17 protein-coding genes are annotated in these 23307 nt (G+C 63.0%); 2 read left to right on the top strand and 15 right to left on the bottom strand.

All coding sequences use genetic code 11. The annotated features are described in order from the left end of the window. The 15 genes from BFP93_RS17915 to BFP93_RS17845 form a co-directional block, all read right to left on the bottom strand. A partial coding sequence (locus BFP93_RS17915; protein ID WP_141687943.1) for a filamentous hemagglutinin N-terminal domain-containing protein occupies positions 1 to 878 on the bottom strand: 878 nt, incomplete at its 3' end. Between the two features lie 31 nt (positions 879 to 909). After that, complete coding sequence (locus tag BFP93_RS17910; RefSeq protein ID WP_065894073.1) at positions 910 to 2619, bottom strand: ShlB/FhaC/HecB family hemolysin secretion/activation protein; 1710 nt, start codon at positions 2617 to 2619, stop codon at positions 910 to 912. A 535-nt stretch (positions 2620 to 3154) separates the two neighbouring features. Further along, positions 3155 to 3637, bottom strand: a complete 483-nt coding sequence (pgaD, locus tag BFP93_RS17905) for a poly-beta-1,6-N-acetyl-D-glucosamine biosynthesis protein PgaD (protein ID WP_065894072.1) — start codon at positions 3635 to 3637, stop codon at positions 3155 to 3157. Between the two features lie 2 nt (positions 3638 to 3639). Beyond that, a complete protein-coding gene (gene pgaC / locus BFP93_RS17900) occupies positions 3640 to 4980 on the bottom strand; it encodes a poly-beta-1,6-N-acetyl-D-glucosamine synthase (protein ID WP_065894071.1) in 1341 nt (446 codons plus the stop codon). A 2-nt stretch (positions 4981 to 4982) separates the two neighbouring features. Next, entirely contained in the window at positions 4983 to 6980 is a 1998-nt protein-coding gene (pgaB, locus tag BFP93_RS17895; RefSeq protein ID WP_065894070.1) for a poly-beta-1,6-N-acetyl-D-glucosamine N-deacetylase PgaB, read from the bottom strand. A gap of 12 nt (positions 6981 to 6992) precedes the next feature. After that, complete coding sequence (pgaA, locus tag BFP93_RS17890; protein ID WP_065894069.1) at positions 6993 to 9473, bottom strand: poly-beta-1,6 N-acetyl-D-glucosamine export porin PgaA; 2481 nt, start codon at positions 9471 to 9473, stop codon at positions 6993 to 6995. A 739-nt stretch (positions 9474 to 10212) separates the two neighbouring features. After that, positions 10213 to 11709, bottom strand: coding sequence for a YdgA family protein (locus BFP93_RS17885; protein WP_065886635.1), 1497 nt, complete (start codon positions 11707 to 11709; stop codon positions 10213 to 10215). A gap of 253 nt (positions 11710 to 11962) precedes the next feature. Further along, positions 11963 to 12595: an NADH:ubiquinone oxidoreductase subunit N gene (locus BFP93_RS17880; protein ID WP_065894068.1), complete on the bottom strand. Its 633-nt coding sequence runs from the start codon at positions 12593 to 12595 to the stop codon at positions 11963 to 11965. 81 nt (positions 12596 to 12676) lie between these two features. Next, positions 12677 to 14119: an efflux transporter outer membrane subunit gene (locus tag BFP93_RS17875; protein ID WP_065886633.1), complete on the bottom strand. Its 1443-nt coding sequence runs from the start codon at positions 14117 to 14119 to the stop codon at positions 12677 to 12679. Continuing rightward, positions 14116 to 15006, bottom strand: coding sequence for an efflux RND transporter periplasmic adaptor subunit (locus BFP93_RS17870; protein WP_065894067.1), 891 nt, complete (start codon positions 15004 to 15006; stop codon positions 14116 to 14118). Before BFP93_RS17870 ends, BFP93_RS17875 begins: the two co-directional genes overlap by 4 nt. Beyond that, complete coding sequence (locus BFP93_RS17865; RefSeq protein WP_065886631.1) at positions 15003 to 15212, bottom strand: DUF1656 domain-containing protein; 210 nt, start codon at positions 15210 to 15212, stop codon at positions 15003 to 15005. The genes BFP93_RS17870 and BFP93_RS17865 overlap by 4 nt, the downstream gene beginning before the upstream one ends. Next, positions 15209 to 17287, bottom strand: coding sequence for an FUSC family protein (locus BFP93_RS17860; protein ID WP_065894066.1), 2079 nt, complete (start codon positions 17285 to 17287; stop codon positions 15209 to 15211). Before BFP93_RS17860 ends, BFP93_RS17865 begins: the two co-directional genes overlap by 4 nt. After that, positions 17284 to 17703, bottom strand: coding sequence for a MarR family winged helix-turn-helix transcriptional regulator (locus BFP93_RS17855; protein ID WP_065894065.1), 420 nt, complete (start codon positions 17701 to 17703; stop codon positions 17284 to 17286). The genes BFP93_RS17860 and BFP93_RS17855 overlap by 4 nt, the downstream gene beginning before the upstream one ends. An 87-nt stretch (positions 17704 to 17790) precedes the next feature. Continuing rightward, complete coding sequence (locus BFP93_RS17850) at positions 17791 to 18438, bottom strand: hypothetical protein (RefSeq protein ID WP_128875910.1); 648 nt, start codon at positions 18436 to 18438, stop codon at positions 17791 to 17793. A 91-nt stretch (positions 18439 to 18529) separates the two neighbouring features. Next, on the bottom strand, positions 18530 to 19453 hold the full coding sequence (locus BFP93_RS17845) for a hypothetical protein (RefSeq protein ID WP_130138986.1): 924 nt from the start codon (positions 19451 to 19453) through the stop codon (positions 18530 to 18532). Positions 19454 to 19803: 350 nt separating this feature from the next. On the opposite strand from BFP93_RS17845, the gene BFP93_RS28930 reads away from it, so the two are divergent. After that, positions 19804 to 22632: a hypothetical protein gene (locus BFP93_RS28930; protein WP_176717573.1), complete on the top strand. Its 2829-nt coding sequence runs from the start codon at positions 19804 to 19806 to the stop codon at positions 22630 to 22632. After that, on the top strand, positions 22629 to 23270 hold the full coding sequence (locus BFP93_RS17835) for a tail fiber protein (protein ID WP_205901652.1): 642 nt from the start codon (positions 22629 to 22631) through the stop codon (positions 23268 to 23270). Before BFP93_RS28930 ends, BFP93_RS17835 begins: the two co-directional genes overlap by 4 nt. The last annotated feature ends 37 nt before the right edge of the window (positions 23271 to 23307 follow it).

Raw genomic sequence — 23307 nt, 5'->3', positions numbered from 1 at the left:
GCCAGGGTGCCATCGAGCTTCACGCCCACACCGGCTTCGGTGCCCACCAGTTTGATCGCGCCGGCGTACATGCCGCCCAGGGCCGACGAGTCGATCGCAAGCTCGGGTTTGGCGCTGCCGTCATCGGCGCGGGCGGTGGTTTTCAGGCTTTGTGCATCGACGTCGTTGCGCCCGGCGATGACGTTGAGTTCGCGGGCGTTGATTTGTGCATTGATCTTGGCCGAGCGGGTGATGATGTCGAAGCGGTCGACGTTGCTGGCGTTCAGGCCTTCGCCATCGATGGTCACGGCGCCGCCATCGACCTGGTAGCTTTTCAGCTGGCCGGTGGGGTCGATGATGGGTTTGCCGGTGGTGAGGGTGACGTTGGGCGTGTTGATGAAGCCGCAACCGGCGCAGGTCACGCCGTACGGGTTGGCCACGATGACCTTGGCCGACTGCCCCGCCACTTCGGTATAACCGCGCAACTGACTGGCGCTGCCGCCGTTGACTTCGTTAAGAATGACGCTGGCCGCGCCGCCCTTGAGGTTGGGGTTGCCGACAATGATCCCGCCCAGTTGGGTGTTTTGCAGCGCGCCGTTGGCGTTGTTGAGAATCACGCCGTTGGGGCCGACGTTGTACTGCTGGAACTGGTTATGGGACAAGCCTGCGCCGTTGGGCGTGGCGATGTTCACCACCGGCACGCCATTGCCCGCCGCGCCCACAGTGGTACCCGGCGCACTGACCACGATGCCCTCGGCCTGGGCCAGCAGCGGTTGCCAGAACAGTGCGTTGGCGAGGATCAACGCCAGCCCGCGTTTGGGCAGGCCGAAGAACGCGTTTCGCGGTTTCAGGGTGGCGGAAGGTTGGCGGGCCAGGAAGGCAAATTGTCGAACGTCCATTTTCAGTTTCTCGCTGCGGCGCAACGTTGAATTACAGGAAGAAATCCAGGCGGAAGTAGATCGGCGCTTCGCGCTCGGTGACGACTCCGGGTCTTTCCAGCGAGTTGGCAAAGGTCACGCTGGTGCTGACGTTCTTGCCTCGGGCGAACAGCTCCAGGGAGTTGCTGGACACGCGGCCATGAACGTTGTCGTTGTAGCGGTCGTTGCGGATCACGCCCTGGTCGTAGCCGACGCTGGCGCCGTATTCGAAGAAGGCCGGGCGCATCCAGTCGAGGGTCACCGGGCGCGCCCAGCGCACTTCGTTGCGCCAGTAGCCGCCGCTGTCGCCGGTCAGCAACTGGTCCTTGAAACCGCGCACCGAAGCCGAGCCGCCGAGGCTCATGCGCTGGGGCGAGAACAGCGGGTCTTCACTGCGTTGACCGGTGGCCAGGCTGCTGAAGCTGAACGACTCGCCCCACAGACTGAACGGTTGCAGGTAGCTGACGGTGGCGGTGTATTTGCGGTAGCGCGAGTTCGGCTGGCGGCGGCCGAAGGCGTCGCGCTCTTCCTGGGACTGGGCGTCGAGCAGGCCGATGCCGTTTTGCATGCCCAGGTCCAGGTTGACGAAGGCCGTGCCGATACGCCGACCGTGGTTGACGCCCAATTGCAGTTCGCTGAGGCGGTTGCTGCTGGGCGCAGTGCGCACGTCGAGGATGTAGTTGTTGGTGCGCAGGTGCGCGAGGCCGACGTTGACCGAGGTCTTGCTCACGTCGTCGCGGTGGATCACTCGTTCGGCGCGCAGTTGGTGGTTCTGGTTGTCGCCGTCCTGCTTGTATTTGAAGTCGTCGGTCACGCCGAAGGTGCGGTAGTCGCTCTCGCTGTAGGTGTAGCTGAAGTTCCACCAGCCCCAAGGCACGTTGTAATAGAGCATGGTGTTTTTCGAGGTTTTTTGGTGGTCGCTGATGGCGTCATGGCCGCCGCGCAGAATCAACTGGTCGCCCAGGCCCAGCGGGCTGTCCCATTCAAGGCCGGCGCCCCATTGCTGTTCGCCGGTGCTTTTCTGGCCGTCGTTATTGCGCGACAGGCTGGCGCGCCAGGGCTTTTGCGCGGTGTTCTTGACCACCACGTCGCTGCCGCCGACTTGCTTGCCGGGGGTCAGTTCCATTTGCGCCTGTTTGGACGGCAGGCGGTTGAGCTGGTCCACCAGTTGCTCGATTTCACGCAGGTTCAGCGCTTCGCCGACCTTGCCGGGAAACGCCATGGCCAGTTCGCGTTCGGTCACGGTGCTGCCTTCGGCGCTGCGCAAGGCTTCGAGCTTGCCTTCCACCACCAGCACTTGCAGGTGGCCAGTGGACAGGTCCTGCTGCGGCAGGTAGGCGCGGCTGGTGACGCGGCCTTTGCCGAGGTAGTAGTCGGTGATGGCCTTGAGCAGGTCGTTGAGCTGGGACACGCCCAGGCATTGGCCGACGTAGGGCTTGAGCAGGCGCTCGCGCTCGGAGGCCGGCAGGCTGTCGGCGCCTTTGAGTTCGATGTCTTTGATCGGGAAGCAACGGGTGTCGGCGGGCGCGGTGGGCGCCTCGGGTTTGGCCGCTTTGCCGGGCAGGTCCTGAAGTTCCTGGAGACGCCGCTGTTGCTCTTCAAGCAGGCGGTTCTGCCGATCGCGGATCAGGTCCTGGTCCCCGGGCGTGGGGGCAGCGAATGCAGTGTTCAAGCTCAGGCAAGTGAGCAGGAGGGTGCATAGTAGAAACCGAGTCCGTGGCATTGGCATGTTCGATCCGTCGAAAATCAAGGGCCGGGAAGCTAACATCGAACGTCCGGCCGTCCTAGATGCGGAGGCTGTCGGGTGTTCGAGCGTGTTTCCGATTAACCTAATGATTAGTAACAAAAAATAATTATCGAACAGTGACCGGCCTGATTACTGAGACGTTTAATCCGACCGGCGGCAACTGTTTCGAGGGCTGTTCGACTGCCACACAGTGATCGCCATTATTTAGCCATCAGGTTTCGTCGAGTTAGGGTTAGTGCCGGGGATCGGAGGAAAGTTCGCGGCGGTTTTGTGATTTGGGTCCCATTTATCGGAAATCCAATCAGATTTTTTGAACCCGTGCGCACTCACAGCGCTGGAGATGATCGTTCCCACGCTGTGCGTGGGAATGCAGCCCGTGACGCTCTGCGTCACCTGTACGTATTGAGTTGTCGTCGGGACGCGGAGCGTCCCAGGCGGCATTCCCACGCGGAGCGTGGGAACGATCAACGATCAAACCACATCCACATTGGGTAGTGCAGGGCTGAAGATATCAGCCAAGGCCCTTGTCTTTTTCCGAGCCGGGCACCAGGGCCAGGCCGGGGCGTTCGACGTCGCGAGAGACGTGGGATTTGATTTCCCCCACGCCGCCCTCTTCGTCGTTGTGAATCACCAGCACGCCGGGGCGGCGCAGTTGTTCCAGGTCGCCCTCGCCCAGGTTGAAGCTTTCACTCAAGTGCTGGTCGCTGAGGGCATTCGCCTCGGCGCGACGCTGGGCGAATTTGCGGCCTTTGCGTTGCTGGTAGCGCGCCCAGGCAATCAGGATCACGGCGTTGAACAGGGCGATCCACAGGTAGATTTGCAAGGTGTTGAGCGCAGCGAAGATCGGCGCTTCCAGGCGCGGGCCGCCGTGGGTTTCGAGCATGGCGTTCATGCCCCGGGCCAGCAGCCAGACCAGGCCGGCCCAGGCCAGCAGGGTAAGCAACACATCGATAATCCACATCGCCAGGTTCTGGCGGGTTCTGACCAGTTTCATCGTCACGCCTCCTCTTGGGCAGGTTTGATACCACGGTCCGGGCTGACCCAGCGGGCGCGTTTCTGGTGCTGGTTGAACAACACCTTGGGAAAGCTGACCAGGGTGGTGAACAGGCTCACCAGCCAGAACACCATCGGGTACCACACGGTCCAGAACAGGGTTTTCCACAGGTCTTTTTCGTAGCGCCGGTCAATCAGGATGCTCACCGCGAACTGCAGCAGGCACACCATCGCCAGCACCAACCCGGTAAACGCCGGCGGCACCAAGGAGTCGACGGTAATCGCCTGCGGCAACACCATGAATTTGCCCAGGCCCCAGAACACCACCGAGAGCAGGAAGGTGAACGCCCAGCCGGTGGACAGGCAGTATTCGAACAGCAGCGGCCACAGGTAGCGATGGCGCCATTGCCAGATGCCACGGATATTCTTGAACAGCACCTCAGCGCCGCCCTGGGCCCAGCGCAGGCGCTGCTTCCACAGGCCGCCAACGGTTTCGGGCATGAGAATCCAGCACAGCGCACGCGGTTCGTAGAAGATCGCCCAGTGATCGAGTTGCAGCTTCCAGCTGACATCGATGTCCTCGGTGATCATGTCGGTGCTCCAGTAATCGATGCGGTCCAGCGCCTTCTTACGGAACGCCACCACCACACCCGACACCGTGAAGATCCGCCCGAATACGCGCTGGGTGCGCTTGATCAGGCCGATGATCGAAGAGAACTCGCCCACTTGTACCCGCCCGATCAGGGTCGACCGTGTGCGCACACGCGGGTTGCCGGTGACGGCGCCGAGGCGCGGGTTGTCGAGCATCGGCGCGACCATGTAGGCCGCCGCGTTTTTGTCGAGCAACGCATCGCCGTCGATGCACACCAGGTATTCGCTGCGCGCCGCCACCGCGCCCATGCGCAGGGCCACGGCCTTGCCCTGGTTCTGCGCCAGGTGCAGCACGCGCAGGCGTGGGTGTTGCAGCGCCAGCGCGTCGAGTACTGCGGCGGTGTTGTCGCTGGAGCCGTCGTTGACCGCGATCACTTCGATGTTCGTGTACACCTGGGCCAGGGCGGCCGCCATGGTGTCGGCGACGTTATCGCCTTCGTTGTAGCAAGGGACGATGATCGAGATCAGCGGGTTGCCGGCCAGGGTCGGCGCCGGCGTGTCTTCCTCCCACGGCCAGTGGCGTTCCCAGTGCAGCCAGAAGTACAGGCCGCCGGCGATCCACAGCGCGGACATGAACAGCGGGTAGAAAAACACGAAGTCCATCAGGAACTGCCCGGTGACCAGGAAGATCAGGCCCAGGGGCACACCCAATACCAGTGCCAGCACGAATATAGCCAGGATTCTGTCGAACATGATCAAGGGTTCCACTGGTTGGAAAGGGCCGGACGTACAGTCTTCAGGTCCGGGGAGTTTTCCAGGAAGTTGTCCGGGTAATAGCCAAAGCTCTTGACCCCCTGGCGTTTGAGCACGCCCATCCATTGCGCCAGTTGCTCAGCGCTGATATCCGGTGCGGCTTTGGTGCGCCAATCTTTGGCTTGCAGCTCGAAAACGGTTTTTTCCATGGCGCCGGGGCGTGCCTTGATTGTCGCCACCAGTTTTTCCAGCCAGGCATTGGAGGTCTTCACTTCCTGGCCTTCCATCAACGGCATGGCCATCGGCGCGGTCCAGTCATAGGCCTGCAGGAAGTCATCGAGGTTCTGCGCGAACCAGGCCTCGCTGTCCGGGTTGAGCATCGGCTCGGCGAAGATATTGCGCGCGGTCTGCACCTGTGGCCCGGCGATGGCGCGGACCTTGGTGGTCAGCTCCTGGGTGAAGTCGATCAGGTAGCGGCTCTTGAAGCGGGTCCAGCGTTGCAGCGTGGCGGGATCGGCGCGCAAAGCGGCGATAGTGTCCGGCAGACCATTGGCCGCGTACGCCTTGAGCGCGGCGGGGCTGGCGTCTTCGAAGTCCGAGAGCACGGCGTCGTCGTGGTACAGCACACCGTCGATGGCGCTGTTGCGGGCCAGGTCCTCGTAGATCTCGCCGATGATTTTGCGCACCTGCGGGTCGAACGGCGACAGGCGTTTGTACTGGTCAGGGTCAGGCCCCAGCCTGGCGGTTTGCGGGTCCCAACGGGTCACGCGTGGCAGCTTGGGGTCGAGGGCGAAACTGAGCACGGGCATCCAGGCATACACGGCGGCGTGGGCACGGGTGTGCAGTTGCCAGGCGACGCGGTTGAACAGGTCGGCGCGCACCGGCAAGTGACGGTTGGGGAAGTAGAGCGAGTGCACCAGGCCGTCACCCTTGGGGTCGGCGAAGGCTTGCAGGAATACGGTGCCGGCGCCCATGTCCACCACGCGCTGCACCAGTACGTCGAGGTTGCGCGCCTGCTGGGCCGGGTCCGGGTCGTAGACGTTGTCCAGGTCCACATGCAATACGCGCATCGGTGCCGGGGTCTGTGCGGCGACGATGCTGTTGGCGAAATGCTCGCCGTCCGGGTCGGACGCCACCAGGAAGCGCGGGCTGTTCATCAGATCACTGGCGCTGTCGAGGCCGTCTTCCAGGGTCAGGGCCATCTGATAGCCCTGCTCGCTGACGACGGCCAGGGAGGTGCCTTTGGCCGCGCCGTATGGCCATACCCATACCCGTGGCGCCTTGCCGGTCACTGTGCGGATTTTTTGCGTGATGGCCGCGACGTCCGCACGCATCCGCGCCTGGAATTGCGCGTCGGTTTCATAGCGTTTGGTCGCGGGGTCGTAGCGCAGCGAGGTCGCCGCCGGCTCGAGGTTGCCCTGGGGGTTGGCCAGAATACCGGTGTGGCTGGCGTCGGTGTGCGCGGCGATTTCCACCAGGCCCGACTGGGACACTTCACGGATCTGCTGCCAGGTGAGGAATTCTCCACGCGGGCGCGGTGAGCCGGCGAAGTCCACCGGTTTGTTCAGCGGCGTGTCGATCCAGTAGCCCACCGGCGCCAGTAACGCCGGCCAGTGGTAGGCGCGCAGTATCGGCATTACACGGGTGTAGAAGCTTGTATAACCGTCGTCGAAGCTGAGCATGATGGCTTTGGGCGGCAGCGCCGGGCCGCCGTTGCGCGCAGCCAGGATCTGGTCGACGCTGACCGCCTGGTAGCCGTTCTCGCGCAGCCAGGCCAGTTGCTCGATCAAGCGTTCGGTACGCACCGCCACCACCGCCTGATCCGGGTCGCGATCATTGACGTCATGGTAGGCAATGCCCAGGAAATGGTTTTTCGGCCACGGCGCTTCGTTGAGCGCGGTTGGCCGCTGCGCGGGTGGGGTATAGGGCGCGGGTTGCTGGGCGCACGCGGCGGCCAGCATTAGACCCAGGACCAACAAGCAACGGCTGAGGACGGTCATGGTCAGGCTCTTCTAGAAACGGTAAGTGAGGTCGACGAGCAGACGCAGATCGCGTTCGCGGTCGCCGTCATAAGGTCGGCTGATCAGGCTGAGGTTGGCGCCCATTTCCAGTACGTCGTTCCAGCGAAAGCGCTGGCCGTAACCGATAACGCCGATGCCGCCGGTGGAATAGTCGCGCTGGCTGTAGGTGCCCGCGCCGATCTGGAACTGCTGGCTCCACTGGGTCTCGTAGCGGTGATAGAGCACGTGGTTGACGTTGATCACGGGCAACACCGTGAAGTCCGACTTCGGGTTGAAGTACGCGGTGTCTTCCTTGCTGTTGCGGCTCGCGCCGACTTCCAAGCCCAGGTCGACTTGCACATGGGGCGAGCTGTAAAGGCCCTCGCGGCCGCTGAGCAGCGCTTCGACGCGGTCGTTGCCGTCACTGAAGTGCGACGGGCTGAGGGTCAGTTTCCACTCGCGGCTTTCATTGGCGCGCCAGCGGATAAAACCACTGCCGCCATTGGCCGTGACGCCGTCGTTCAAGGCGCGCAGCGGCGTGGTGGTGAGCAGGTAGCCGACGCTGCCGCCGTACTGCCAGTGGTCGTTGATGTCGCGGGCAATCGACACTGCCGCGCCTTGTTTGGCGCCGTCGCCGTAGGAGTGATTGGACACCTCGGCTTCGATCGTCATGTCGCGGGTGCGACGCTCCACGCCCACGCGCTGCCAACGGTGCTGGCCGGTGCCTTCGCTGAAGTCGGCGGTGGCGTAGCCGGCACCGGCGAACAGGCGCCAGTCTTCGTCGATGGGCGGCGTGTAGATCACGCTTTCAATTCCCCAGTCGCGGCTGCCGGCCACGGCGCCTGCGTCGTTGTTGTTGCCGCCGCCGTAGCTCTTGCCGGTGTAGGCCTCGACGCGCAGTTCGGCCATGTCATGCACATCGCGCAGGCGGTTGAGACGTTGCACCTGGCGGTTGTCCGGGTTGCGCGCGACCACGTCGTCGGTGAGGGCGTCCATCTGGCGCCACTCCTGCAGGTCCATGGCGGTGTAGGCCTGGGACACTTCCAGGCCGATGTCGCGGGGCGCCTGGGCTTCGGTTTCCTTGAGGGTGCCTTCGGCGCGGCGCGGCCAGTCACGGGCGCGGTACATGTCGGCCTGGGCGATGCGCAGGCCGATATTGCCTGGCGCCTTGGCCACCAGCGCTTCCAGGTTGGCTTCGCTGCCCGGCAGGTCGCCGCCGAAGGTGCCGGCCTGGGCGGAGAGTTGCTGCGCGTCCATCCAGTTGTCGTTGGGGTTGCCAATCGGCAAGCCCTTGAGTTCGACGCGGGGCTTCTGTTCTTTGGCCAGGGTGTCGGCGACCTGGCGGGCGTCCTCGACCTTGTCACTTTCCAGCAGGGCGTAGAACAACGCGGTGCTGTCGTCGACGCGGTAACTGGCGTCGGCATCCGGCGCACTCAACACCTGGCGATACAAGGGTTCGGCTTTTTCCGGCTGGCGCTGGTCGAGGTACGAGGCGGCCACCCAACGCAACGCGTAAGTGGGCAATTGCACGCCTTCAGCGTTGAAGGTCTGGTACTCGCGGATCACCTCGGCGGTACGTGCCCTGGCCTTCAGTGCGCCCAGGCGGTCGATGCGCCAGCGCACCACGTCGTCATGGGCGCCGGCGTCCGGGGTCCAGCGTGCGATCAGTCGGTCGTAGTCATTGAGCGCGCGGTCGGCGACCACGTAGCGTTCTTTTTCGGTACGCGTGGCGAACTCGGCGATGCGCACGCGCTCGGCGGCCAGGTCGCCTTCCAGGCGGCGCTGGGTCACCGCGTCCACCAGGCCCGGACGCCTGGCCGACAGGCGCAGGGCAGCTTCCGGCAGGCGGGCCTTTTGCAGCGCGACGATGTATTCACGCGCCACGTCGGGCTTGTCGCCGGCACGGATAAAGGCCTGGTCGAACTCGAACAGTGCGTCGTAGTTCAGGCCGGCGCGGGTCAGCGCATAGCCCAGGGCCATGCGGCGGTTGGGGTCATTCGGTTGCGCCGCCACCAGCGCGCGCAGGCGTTGCACCGCCTCATTGGCCTTGCCGCCATCGGCCTGGGTGAGCGCCAGGCCCAGTTGCAGGTCGATATTATTCGGTTCGCGCAGCAGCGCCTGGCGATAGACCGCCTCGGCCTGGGCCCACTGCTTTTGATTGCGATAGGTGCGCGCCACCGTGGCCAATGCCTGGGTGGTCAGGTTGCGATGCTTGCCCTGTGCCTCATACACCTTCACCACTTCCGCGTCCTGCCCGGCCCAACCGGCAATCACCAGGTGATCGCTGACCTGGCCTGGCGTCTGGCGCTCGGCGGACAATTGGCGCAGTTGGGTCAGTGCCGGCGTGAAGTGACCGTTGCGCGCCTGGATGATCAGGGCGTCATAGGCAGGGTCGGCCACGGCATAGGCAGGCATCAGCAATTGGCTGCACAGGCCTGCTGCGATGAGCAGCCGCAACCGGCCTGAAGCGCTGAGTGGAGGGATTGGCAACATGTCGTCGGCTTCCTTACAAGGAAAGCCGCAACGATGGGTGATCCTGAGCGATGTGCATCAGGGTGTCGGCGTCTCGGGACCCGACCTAGCTTTCCTGGGGCAACTATCTCTTAGCCAGGCAGGGGCAAGGGCAATTCAGAACAATTGTTCAGAATTGGCTGACACAGATTCTTTGCCAGGCACAAAACAACTGTGGGAGGGGGCTTGCCCCCGATAGCAGTGGGTCAGCCACAGATAAGTTGACTGACACTCCGCCATCGGGGGCAAGCCCCCTCCCACATTGTTAACTGCATTTCAGGGTTATTGCGCGCCGCCCATTGCACCGGCTTTGGACATCACGAAGCTGATGAACTGCTCGTCGGCCACACCGCTGACCGGCTGACAGGGACTTTTGCCAGGCACAAAACAACTGTGGGAGGGGGCTTGCCCCCGATAGCAGTGGGTCAGCCACAGATAAGCTGACTGATACACCGCCATCGGGGGCAAGCCCCCTCCCACATTGTTAACTGCATTTCAGGATTATTGCGCGCCGCCCATTGCACCGGCTTTGGACATTACGAAGCTGATGAACTGCTCGTCGGCCACACCGCTGACCGGCTGACAGGGACTTTTGCCAGGCACAAAACAAAATGTGGGAGGGGGATTGCCCCCGATAGCAGTGGGTCAGCCACAGATAAGCTGACTGATACACCGCCATCGGGGGCAAGCCCCCTCCCACATTGTTAACTGCATTTCAGGGTTATTGCGCGCCGCCCATGGCACCGGCTTTGGACATTACGAAGCTGATGAACTGTTCGACGGTCATCTTCTGGCCGTTGAAGGTCACTTCGTTGTTGGCGTAATGCAGCTTGGATACCACGTCGGTGCCCACCAGGGTTGCCAGTTGAGTGCCCACGGCCACGCCGCTGACCATCTCGGCCGCCATTTGCGATTGCTGTTCGATGGCTTTAGGGTCAGTCACGCCGCCGACCTGGGCTTGCAGCGCGGCCACGTCGCTGATCATCGGTTTGGACAGGGTGAGATTGGCGTCCAGCAGCGCAATCATCTGCTTGCCCAGCTCAACCGGTGGCAGTTCCATGGAAGCCGGCTTGGCCAGGTCCAGGACAAGGTTGAACTTGCTCTCGCCATGGGTAGTTTTCAGCGACAGGTTTTCCACGGCCACTTGCGGCTTGGCGGCCAGCACCTGGTTGACGTTGGCTTCAGCCAGGGTCTGTTCGGCCTCGGTCAGTTGCAGCTCGGGCGCGGGTTGACCGGCAGCGGCGGCGGCTTGCACCGGCTGCATCTTGTCCTGGTAGAGCTTGGTCAGCACCAGCATTGCCGGGATGTCGACGTTCTTCATACTGACGGCCATGGCGGCCGAGCCCACAGGCTTACCCTGATAACCGATCTCGTCGATCTTGTAGTCGACGCGGCCGGCCAGGTTGTTGTCCTTGGTCTCGCTGGAGTCTTTCTGCTCGAAACCCTTGAGGGTCAGCACAGACTTCTGCGGGCCGAAGGTGACCTTGGTGTCGGTCAGTTCGATGGTGTTCTGGCCGGTGTAGAAACCGAACGTGGATTTGGCCAGGTTGCTGGCAACGGTCAGGCCGGCCAGTTCAGCTGCGAACGCGTCGCCATTGGCATCGACGGCCGCGACCTTGAGGCTGTTCATGTAGCCGTCGGCCTTGACCTTCTGGCCTTCGGCGCTGCTGTCGAATTCCAGGTTGGCGCCGGAGAAGCTCACCGAGGACTTGTCGTCCTTGAATTCCAGGGGCAGCAGTTCGACGTTGCCGTTGACCGAACGGCTGTAACCGATATTGGCCACGCCTTTGAGCGGCGACACGTCTTTGGCGGCGGCGAACCATTGTTCGGTGGTGGCGTTCTTTTCCAGTTCGTAGTGACTGGTGGCCATCACCGGCAGCCATTTCAGGGTAACCAGGCGCGAGAACGGCAGCGGGCCGTGTTCGATATGGTCGACGAACAGCAGCTCGGGGTTGGGGTTTTGCTCGCCGAACACACGGCCCTGGCCTTTGAGGCGGTAATGGGCGGTGCTGCTGAACACACCACGGTCCAGGGAGACCAGCTCCAGGGACACGCTACCGTCCACGCCGGCCATGGAGGTCTGCAGTTCCTTGTTGGCGTTCTGGATCGCGGTTTGCAGGACCGGCTCCAGTTGTTTACCGGTGTACCAGGCGCCGCCTGCACTGACGACGCCAACGGCGACAACAAAACCCAAAAGAACGACTGCTGGCTTATTCATGAAGTGACCTGATCAAATCCTGTGAGAAGTGGGCTGTCTTCCTTGAACCCCGGAGGGGTCCTTGTAGGAGCGAGCTTGCTCGCGAAGAACTCATAGGCACCGCGTTTATTCAGAATGCACGCGTTATCGTTGAGGTTTTTCGCGAGCAAGCCCGCTCCTACAGTAGTGGCCCGTGTGGCCGAAAGGCTGGGGAAGATTAGCACTGGCGGGCGCAAACGGCCCAGCCTTTCAGAGGGATCCGTTCATCAGGAGTTCAGGAGTACTCCAGCTCTATTTCATCCAACTGGTGATCAAAACTCTTCAGGCGCGCCGTCCAGGTGTAGACCAACACCTCGAACTCACGGTGTATCACCGCGTTGCCGGGGGTGTCGGTCTTGGGGTCGCAGAAATCCAGCTGATAGCGCTCGCGGGCCATTTGCGTGGCGACATCGGACAATTCCCGCGCGTTATTCAGCCAATGCCTGCCGTCAGCGACCTGTCGATCCAACACGACGCATTGCGTCTTCAGCACTTCGAGGCTTTTTTCCAGGGGCGTGCCGGTGAGGTCGCCCATGACTTCCTGGAACGTGCGACCGGGTTGCCAGTAGCTGCCCCAGAAATAGCGGTCAAACACGGTTTCGACACGGCGCAGGGCCACCTTGGTGTCCCAGATTGCGACGCGGGTCTTGCCTTGTTCCAGCAACTTTCGCTTCACCCGTTGGTTTTGATAGGAGGCCCAGGCCACCACGCCGATGGACAAGGTGCCGATCACCAGGCAGGCGCTGTCGAGAAAGACCATAGCCTTGTCGAGTTGGTGGGCGAGCATGACCCCGTAGAAATACGCGGCCGATAACAGCACCAGTGCGAAGAGCACGCACCAGAAAGCGGGAGCATAAGGGTTTTTCATTATTGGAATCCCCATGAGCAAACGCGAGCAGTGTCGAGTGAGGCTTCACGACGCCTCACCTGACAAAGCATAGCTATCACCTCACGGTTTGCCGGGTTTTATCCCTTGCGTTCGTCCGCTTTCCCAGCCGCCGCCCAGCGCGAGGAACAGGTCGATCTGGCTCATCGCAACCTGGGTGTTGGCCGCCGCCAATTGCGCGCGCATGGCGGTGTAGGTGCGGGTCGCCTGCAGGTCGGCGAGAAACGACTCGCGCCCGGCCTGGAAGAAGCGGTGAGTCTGGTCCGCCGCCTCGCGCGCCGAACGCTCGGCGTCGGCCAGCGCTTCACGGCGCTGCAGCATCGCGGTGTACTGCGCCAGGCCGGTCTGGGTTTCGCGGATAGCGTTGAGCACCACCCCATCGAAATGCGCCAGGGCGCCCTGGGTCGCGGCTTCGGCTTCGTGAATGCGCGCGCGGGCGCCGTTGGTTGGCACTGTCCAGCTGATCATCGGGCCAAAGCCCCAGCGATTGGTCGCAGGCTGGCCGAGGTTGTCGAGCAGGCCCACCGTGCCCACCGTGGCGCCGATGGCGATGTCCGGGTACAAGGCGCCGGTGGCCACGCCGATGCGCGCGGTCGCAGCGGCCAGTTGGCGTTCGGCCTGGCGCACATCCGGGCGGCGCTTGAGCAACGTCGCACCGTCGCCCACCGGCAACAGCTGGGCGATGTGCGGCAACTCGGCGCAACTGCCGGTGCCGGCCGGCAATTGATCGAGGGGCTTGGCCAGCAGCATCGACAGACGGAACAACCCGGCCTGACGCGCCGCTTCGTAGCGCGGCATATCGGCGCGCAGGGATTTGTATTGGGTTTGCGAGCGCGTGACCTGGGTTTCATCGCCACGGCCGGCATCGCGCAGGCGTTGCGTGAGCTTGGTGCTTTGAGCTTGCAGGTCGAGGGACTCGTTGGCGATGGCCAGTTCTTCGTTGGCGGCGCAGACCTGGGTGTAGGCACGCACCACATCGGCCACCAGGGTAATGCGCGCGATATCCGCGGCCGCCTGGGCCGCATCGGCGTTGGCCTGGGCGCTTTCGATGCCGCGCTGCAAAGTGCCGAACAGGTCGAATTGATACGAGGTGGTGATGCCTACGCTGCCGATGTTGCCCACCGGCACTTTGTCCGCCAGCAGGAAGGCTTCGCCGGACTCCTGCAAACGCTGCGCTTCAGCCTTGGCCCCGGCACTCCAGCCGCCGGCGGATTCGGCCTGCTGGGTCTGGTAGCGCGCGCGTTGCAAGTTGGCCGCGGCCACGCGCAGGTCGGTGTTGGAGGCCATGGCCTGGCGCACCAGTTCATCCAGGCGCGGGTCTTTGTACAGCTTCCACCAGTCCGTAGGCACGGGCGCCGACACCACGTTATTGCCCTCGCCGGCGATGGCACCTTGCAGGTCGTCACGGTTGACGGCAGCCGCGTCCGGCAGCTTGTAGTCCGGGCCTACCGCCTGGCAGGCCGACAGCAACACCCCCAACGCAGCGGTGGCCAGCAGTTGCTTCATGGCGGGTCTCCGGCGCTGGCCTTGTCGTCGATGATCGACACGGTCGCGGTACGCCCGGCGATCATGCGGAAGTCCGCCGGCACGTCATCGAAGGCGATACGCACCGGAATCCGCTGGGCCAGGCGTACCCAGCTGAACGCCGGGTTGACGTTGGGCAGCAGGTTGGAACCGCTGCTGCGGTCGCGGTCCTCGATACCGGCGACGATGCTCTGCACGTGACCATGCAGGCGGGCGTTGTCGCCGATCACGCGGATATCCACGCCCATGCCGACATGGATGCCGTCCAGTTTGGTCTCTTCGAAATAGCCGTCGATATGGAAGGAGTTGCTGTCCACCACCGACAGCACCGGCCGGCCGGCGGTGACGAATTCCTGGGCACGCGGCGCGCGGTCGTTGACGTAGCCGTCCACCGGGCTGCGGATCACCGAGCGGTCGAGATTGAGCTGGGCCGAATCCACCGTCACCTGCGCCTCGGCCAGGGCCGATTGGGCACGGGCCACGCGGGACTGGCTTTCTTCCAGTTGCTCGCTGGGCACCAGGTTGCCCAGGCCACGGTTACGCTTGTACTCGCGCTGGGCCTGGGCCAGGGTTTCCTGGCGGTCGGCCACGGCGGCCTGGGCCTGGCGCAGGGCCAGCTTGAAACGGTCCTGATCGACGGCGAACAGCACCTGGCCTTTGCTCACCAACTGGTTGTCGTGCACATCGACACGCTGGATCAGCCCGGACACGTCCGGGGCGATCTGCACGATGTCGGCGCGAATGTGGCCATCACGGGTCCAGGGCGCAAACATGTAGTACATGACCATGCGCCACACCACGACGACCGCGAAGCTCACGATCAACAGCGTCAGGACGACACGGCCGATAGTCAAAAAAGGTTTTTTCATGTCATCAGATATCGACTGAGTGAGTCCACCGCGCCCAGCAACAGCGCGTACAGCCCCACATTGAACAATGCCCGGTGCCAGACCAGGCGATAGAAGTGCATGCGCGTCAACAGCCCGTGCAGCACCAGAAACAACACATAGGTAATGCCCATCAGCACCAGCAGCGTGGGCAGGAAGACGCCGCTGATATCCAGGTCACCGATCATAGGGGCGCTCCATCCGGTAACGGCGCTTCGATTTCCGTGCCGCCAATGAACTCCACGCCGGGCAACAGCGCCAGGCGCAGGCCAGCCAGGGCATGCAGCAGGTGCAGGCGCGTGTCATCGGCGTCTTGCAGGCCCTGGCCGTTGAGGGCGCGGCGCGTGCGGTCCAGGGTCATCAGCAGACCGCTGGGCGCGGGCAAGCGTTCACCGGCCTTGAGGCAGGCCTTGAAATAACCGCCCACACCTTCCACCACCTGGTTGAGCAGCACGCGCGGCACGCCGAGGATGCGCGGCGAGTAGGCGAGCAGATCGAGCAGGTTCAGCGCCACGCGCAAGTCGCGCAGGGCGGTGCCGGTGTCCTGGCCCGTGAGGCCCAGGCGCGGCAGGTGCTGCATCAGGCGGTCGAGCATTTGGGCGGCCATGTGCCGATGTTCGGCCAGGGTGGCGGGCTCGGTGAGGCTGACGATGTCGCGCCAGCTGAAACGGGTCAGGCGCTTGGCCGCCAGTTCGGCGCCGAAGGGCCGTGCGATCAGGGTCCATACGAAGGCAAACAGCAGGCCCACGGGCCCGGCCAGATTGACGTTGGCAAAGTTGAGGAAATCCGCGTCATAGGCGCCCTGGATGCTGATGAACGACGAGGTGTTGACCAGCGTCAGCAGCATGCCCAGGTAGAACCGTGGCTGCACGGTGAGGGTGCCGATGCAGATGAACGGCACGGCGAACGCCAGCACCAGCATGGGGAAATCGTGCAGGTTGGGCAGCACCAGGAACAGATAGAGGCTGGCGAACAGCACCGACATGGCGGTCCAGAAAAAGAACCGATAGATCTGCGGCGCGGGGTCGTCCATCGAGGCGAAAAAGCTGCACGCCACCGCCGCCAGGATCACCGCACTGCCGCCGTCGGTCCAGCCCAGCAAAATCCACAACACCGAGGCGACGATGATCGCGGTGACGGTGGAAAACGCCGAGTAGAACATCAGGCCACGATCCAGAAATGGCGTGAGCCGGCCCAGGCGCCAGTGGCGGTAGACGGCGCGCCAGGTGTCCTGGCTTTCGCACTGAATGGCGGCTTGCAGGCTGCGGCAGTCCTGCCACAGGTCGACCCACTCGCCCAGGCGGTACAGGGCGTTGGAGAACAGCAGCGTGTGGCGGTCGTCCAGCGCTGCGCCCTGGGGTTGCGCGGCGTCGATCTTGTCACGCAGCACGCGCCAGCGTTCCAGTGGCGCGGTTTCGGTGGTGCTTTGCAGCCAGGCGTTGGCGGCTTGCAGCAACGGCGTGAGCCGATCGAGAAATTGCGGCGCGCGATGTTCGATGGCATACACCGCATCGTCCAGGGCATCAATCACCGGCAACAGGTGAATCATGCGCCCGCGCAATTCCTTGGTGTTGCGCACCGTCTGCGGCCGCGCGCCTTCGTGGGGCAACTGGCCGATCATCAACTCGAGGGTGTTGAACGTGGCGACCATGCCGCCGCGCAGGCTGCTGACGGCTTCAGGCTCCACATCGCGGGTGAGAAAGCGCTGGCTGTAGACCTGGGCGTCGGTAAACCACTTGGCAACCGAGCCATCGAACACCGGCATCAGGCGACGCGGCCAGAACATCGCCCCCACCACGGCCGCCACGGCGATGCCGAGGAAGATTTCCTCGGTACGCGCCTCGGCCACATCCCACACCGCCAGGGGGTTGTCCACCACCGGCAGGGCAATCAGCGGCAAGGTGTAGCCGGCCAGCATCAGGGCGTAGCTGTTGGCCGTGCGCAGATGCAGGGAAAGGAACAGCAAGGTGCCCGTCCACAGGGCGATCACCACCACCAGAATGTAGGGTGACTGCACGAACATCGGCACAAAGAACACCGCCGCCGCCGCGCCCATCAAGGTGCCGATTGCACGGTACAACGCTTTGGAACTGGTGGGGCCGACAAACGGGCTGGAGACGATATACACCGTAGCCATCGCCCAATACGGACGCGGCATTTGCATGAGCATGGCGATGTACAGCGCGATCATCGACGCGGCGAAGGTACGCACCCCGTAGAACCAGTCGCGAGCAGGCGGAAAACCGGTAAAGAATCCGTTCAAGGCGCTGCCGCCTCGGCCGCCTCGAAGGCGCGCAGCACGCGCAGCGCGGCTTCCAGATCGGTGGCGGCGATGTCCACCAGGACTTCCTTGCGCAGGCGCACCAGTTGCGCTTCCACCGCCTGCACCAGCTCACGGCCGCGCTCGGTGAGGCTCAGGGCCTTGGCGCGACGGTCATGGATGTCTTCGGTGCGGCACACATAACCGTCGCTGCACAGCCGGTCGAGCAGGCGCACCAGCGACGGGCTTTCCATGCCTGAAGCCTGGGCCACTTTGACCTGATGCACACCGTCGCCCAGGCGGCCGATCATCAACAGCGGCACGGCGCAGGCTTCAGAGATGCCATAGCTCACCAGCGTGGCCTGGCAGATTTTGCGCCAGTTACGGGCGCCCACCACCATGCTGCTGCTGAGGTTCATCTGGAGTTGTTCGAGGGATTGGGACACTGGATAGTTCGCATACAGTTAGTTTGCTAACTATTAATATGGTGGATGCGTCCGAATGCGTCAAGTTTTGAAACAACTTGGCGGATGGGTGGTGGCGGCCCAGACATTGTGCGTGTCCAGGCTATAAGCCTGCTCATAAACCCCGTCAGGAAAAACCACCTCGAAACTGTTGATGTTGGCGGCGATATCCACCACAGCGCCCAGTTCAATTTCGTCGCACGCGGCGATCCAGTACTTGGGCGCGTTGTTCTCGAGTTTGAATGAGGCGGTCAGGTTCGGCCCGGTCGGTGTGAGGAAGGCATCTCTGCCGTCGATGGAGATGCCCACCACGAATCCTTTCTCCTGCACGGATGTGTCGCTGTGGATGACCATCGAGCCCGTCGGGCTGCCTGCAACAGGTTTGCTGAAGACGGGGGTGTGGTGCAATTCGGAAAACGTGACGGTGTTGTGCTCCTTCAAATCGCCAGGCATCTGACCCTCGGCGCTGAATTTGACTCCTCCAGAGAGCACTTCGTGCGCTTGCCACACGAACCCGTATTCAATCGTCCAGTTGAGGCTGACTTCAGCACCCGGTGCCACGTTGAAGGGGGTGACGTACCAAACCAGCGAAACGGTAGCGTGGTGCTGTTCGGGTAACGTCGGGTAGATATAAAACATCCACGGCATGGAGGATTTGTTGTGCAGTGTCAGCGTGTAGGACATTGTCATGCGGGTCTTTCCCCTGTGCCATTGAGCGTGCGTATGGGCCAGTATCTACAGCTATCGCAGCACCGCGACCATTACAGCGCCTTACACGGCATTACAGGCCGCGGTGTGCCGTTGCCAGGCAGATGCGGTGAGTGGATCGGTCAGCCGTTGAGAAAAAATAGCGCTCCAGGCCGGTGCAGATGGTCTGGGCCACATCCTGCTGCAACGCGATGCAGGGCTTGGTGTGCCGGTCCAGCTGTTCGGACCAGGCGATCGAGCCGGTCGCGGCATTGATCAGACGGACCGAAACGCGCATCAGCGCCCCCTCGATACGCACGCTACCCTCCAGCAGGTGGCTGGCGAAGGGCGCTTGGCTCTGTTCGTCACTGGTCTTTGCAAAAGAATAGGTGACGACCTGGTTGCCAAATTCCTTGAACAGTTGGCAGCTCAACTCTTCGTTCAATCCCGGCGCGAACAGCGTACAGGCGAAATCGTCAGTGAGATTCTTCAGGGGTTGAACGGCAAGGAGGTGGCGTGTTTGTGCGCGTGCCACAGCGTCATCGGCGCGTCGTATCAATGGCATGTAGCTTCCGATCGGGATGGAAATGACCACACTGCCGCCGCCGCCGGCGTCCCTGGAATAATAGGTTTTGAGCTTCTCCCGCAGGCGGCCGGCCTGCACGCGCACGATCGGGTCGTCTCCCGTGCTGTAAAAGGCCGGGTCGCGGTCGAAAACATCAATGCCGATCCCATATTCGGTGGTGTCCTGGAGCGTGTCGCTCAAATACCGTTCGACCAGGAAGCGCAGCAGGCGGCTCAGTCGGGGGGCCTTGCAAAACAAGGGGTTGGCCAGCACCTGTAGCAGCGTAGCGCGGATTTCTGCCTTGTCCGGCGGCGCACCCAGCGTGGTCGAAGGTGGTGTCGGCATGGCATCCGGGAGCATGGGGCGTTTTCTCGCGGTGCGGGTGCTGAAACCAGTGACGTTCTCCCGAAAGGCAGCCACAGGGTATTCGCTGGAATCGAGTAAGTCTGACATGGGTCTTACCTTCTGCATGTCTTCCGTTCGTGAACTTGTCCCTGTTAAATCGGACACCCTATTTTTGTGTAAGTGATGTCTGCAATCTAAGCACAAACTCCCTGGACCGGCGTTGTTTCGCAGGTACTTTAGGGCAACAGGCCATCACCCATAAGTATTGTTACGGTAACGTCGGGTCGCCTGTTACGTGGTGATACTTATTGCATGGCAGTGGCTGCAACTAGATTGCACGCTGGAACCGCAATCCGTATCCACGCCTGGGATGTCTTATGGAAAATGCAGCGGTAGCACACAGGGAAACTCCCAAGGGTGCGCTCAGTTTTGCCAGTGAATGTGAGACGAGTGCGGGCGTGTTGCTCGCGGTCAGGGTGCGCATCAGCCGGATCGATCATCCAAAGCAAGGTGATGTCATCGTCATTGAGTTCGATGCCGACGAGGCTGCGGGCGTGTCGATGCCTTTCAACATCCGCTTTGCTGGCGGTTACCTGGCCTATGGCAAGCTGCATTTGAAGCGCGAAGCGGGCACTGAAAGCGCTGTGGCGGTTCTGCGGGCGGAGGTGACACAGGGGGCCGAGGATGCAGCCGGCAAGACCAGCCATGTCGAGTTGGCGCGCTTTGCGGTAAACCGCCCCCAACCATCACCCGAACCGGAACCAGGGCCAGGGCCAGAACCAGAACCCAAACCACCCAGGCCGACGCCCGAGCCGATCAGGCCGCATGCGCTTGATAGTGCGCTCTTCCCCTATTTGTACATTCGCCAATGGCCGCTTATCAGTGCGGCCCAGAAACAACTGCGTTTCCTCACGTACGTGGTGCCGCAAAACGTGCCGGCCCAGAGTTTTTACGCCCAGTTTTCGGCCTGCTCCAATCGAATCGAGATGGACAGCCTGGCCCTGGGCTTTATTCATGGCGTAACGCCGTACGAGAACCAGTTTGTAACGCAGGCGGATCTCTGCACCGGCACTTATGCGCAGTTATCGCGCCTCAAGGAGACGGTGCTCACGTCGGATTACGATCCCTATACCGTCAGCACCTGGATCTCGGCCAACATGGCCTCTGGCGGGAGCCTGCCGCCCGCTTATGGCGCGGATGTGGAGCGCCTCTGGGAAAGTTATTTCGCCTTGGTCGTCGCGCCGTGGAGCGAGCCAGGGTTGCTGCCGCACCTGTGCGGGTCGCTGGTCATGTCCCATCTGCTGGATTATGTCTACGCGCCGCCGCCCGGTACGCCGCCGCTCACGTCAGCGGCACTGCATGCGTTGATGCAGGCGTCGATCACTTTGCCCGAAGGTTTTTTTGCGCCACCGCCCATCAATGACCCGCCTGTGCAGGCGTCGCCTTCGGCCAAGGACCTGCCGCAAAGCGTAGGCGGCTGGATTGAGCCGTGCTCCATCGGCGACTTGCAAATGGTGCGTCAGCGCCTGCTGCGCTATGTGCCCGGCGAAATCGCCGCCATCGAAAACCTGATGCGCGGCGAGCGCAAAGACATCAGCCGACGGCGCACCCGGCGCCAACTGGATGTCAGCCTGGCGCAGACACTGGATGAGCAGGTGTCGGACGACAGTGCGGTCGACACCCGCGATGATTTGCATGCCGAGACCATCCGCACCATCGCCGAAAAAACAACCAATAAAACCTATACCAACCTGACCACCAGCTACGGGCCGCCGACGTTGGCCATCGTCAACGGCGGGCCGGTAACGACCACCGTGCAGCAGGGTCCGAACAGCGATGACGAGACCCGTTTTGCCCGTGAAGTACTGAACAAGACGGTCAACCGTATCAGCCGCAGCGTGGGCAACCTGCGTGGCAGCAGCGTGATGCATGAAACGGCCGAGACCATCACAAGCACCATCGACAACAGCGCCGGCGCCGGCAGTCGCATTTACGTGCTGCGCTGGGTCAATAAGGTCTATGAAGCGCGCGTGGTCAACTACGGGCGTCGGCTGATGGTCGAGTTTGTGTTGAGCGCGCCGGCCGCAGCGTATTTTCGCGAGGTGACACCGGGCGAACGCGTGGCTTTCGGCCCGCCACGGTCACTTGAGGAACAGGGGATCGATAGCTTCAAGCGGATCACGCCCGAGAACTACGCGCGCCTGGCCGCTGAATATCGCAGCACTGCCATCAGCCCGCCGCCGGAAGCCCGGCGCGATGTCTCGGCGTTACTGGGGGAAGGCGAGTCGACACTGGTTGCCGTGCCGCCTGGATATCAGCCGCAAATTGCCACGGCCCGGGCCTTGGCCGCGCCCGGGGTGACCTGGCCTTTGGTCATGGTTGGGATCAAGACCCTGGAAAGCCCCTACACGCCGGTGGTCATACCGTTCGGCTCTGGCCATAGCCTGGTCATCGCAGTAGGCACCGCGCAGACGGTCGCCTCGCCGCAGGCTGAGAAACCGGTAGTACCAGTACCGGTGCCGGTGCCGGTGCCGGTGCCAGATCCAGCACCTGCGCCAACGCCCATACCAACACCTGCGCCCGCGCCCGCGCCCGCCCCAGTACGGGTGAATGTGATCGTCAAGTGTGTGCCCACGACCAGCGCCATGGACGAATGGCGTATCAAGACCTACAACGCTCTGCTCGAGGCCAGGCAGGCGCTGTGCGCGCGCGGCGACGGCCTTGATCTGCCGGCCGCTCGGGAGCGCTCGGCCCTGGCGGCACGCCGGGTCGAACGACGGGCGCTGCGCCGCGGTTGCCTGGACGTGCTGCAGCGACGTTGCGCCGAGTTGACCGGCGACCTGGACCCGTCTGCGCCGACGTTCGCGGGCGGCACCCTGGCGGGGCCGGGACGCGTGCAATTTATCGACGATCTGTTCGAATGGGATGAGATGAATATTCAGTTCTATCGCCAAGAGGACGGCGCGCATTATCCGTTGGCAGTCGACGATGACGGCGAGGCTCTGTCGCCATTGGCGGCCTTCCAGGCTGCCGATCTGGCCCGGGTGCTGGTGCCGGCCCGGCCGCGCAAGGCCTTGTCTGTGCTCTACCTGCTATCTTCCGGCCAGCTCTGGCAGGCGGGCGATGACAGCGTACCGGTCGAAGCCCACGACGTGGCCACCGTCAACGCGCTGAAGTCGAGCGAGACAGCGCACGACGGCGCTCAGTGCGTCGGCCAACCCTGGGAGATCCTGGTGCCCACGGCGATGCAAGTGATCGACGGCGTTTCCCTGGAGGGCATTCTATGAGCAGACGTCACGGCGCGTGGCCGATGGGCCTGGTGTCGGACGGCAGCTTGCCGGTCGGGGCGGTGACCGCCTTCGCGGGGGCTGTGGGCACCCCGGTGCCGAATACCGCCAAACCCGCAGACGTAACGGCGGACAGCAGCCTGCTCCCGATTGAGGCATGGGGCTGGATGTTATGCGACGGGCGCGAGCTTGAAGTGAGCGTGTACGAGGAGCTGCACGCCATGCTGGGTTACCTGTACGGCGGCAGCGGCGCGACCTTTCATATCCCCGATTACCGTGGCACGTTCCTGCGTGGCAACGATTGTGGCGCCCTTAAGGACCCGGACACCGCGATACGCACCGACCCCACCGGCAGCGCTAAGGTCAAGGCGGGGATCGGCTCGCGCCAGACTGCCGCGATGCTGACTCACGAACACACCTATCAAACCGTGCCCGTGGCCGTGCAGATCGTCGAAGCCGGCTCGGCAGACAGCGCCACGCCTGGGCAGTCGGTGACATCGGCACCGACGGACGCCCAAGGCAATGTGTTGAGCGCCGGTGTCAGCCAGTTTGAGACACGCCCCAGCAACATTGCAGTCAACTACTTGATCAAGTTCACCAGCGGCGCTGGCTCCCCTTGGGCACAGTTGTGGCTGTGAGCGGCATCGACAGCGTTTTCCCCTTTCATTCGATACT

The organism is Pseudomonas sp. 44 R 15, from assembly GCF_900004965.1.
GTDB lineage: Bacteria > Pseudomonadota > Gammaproteobacteria > Pseudomonadales > Pseudomonadaceae > Aquipseudomonas > Aquipseudomonas orientalis_A.
The sequence above is the reverse complement of the archived record's forward strand: the minus strand, read 5'-3'. Positions and strand labels throughout refer to the sequence as shown.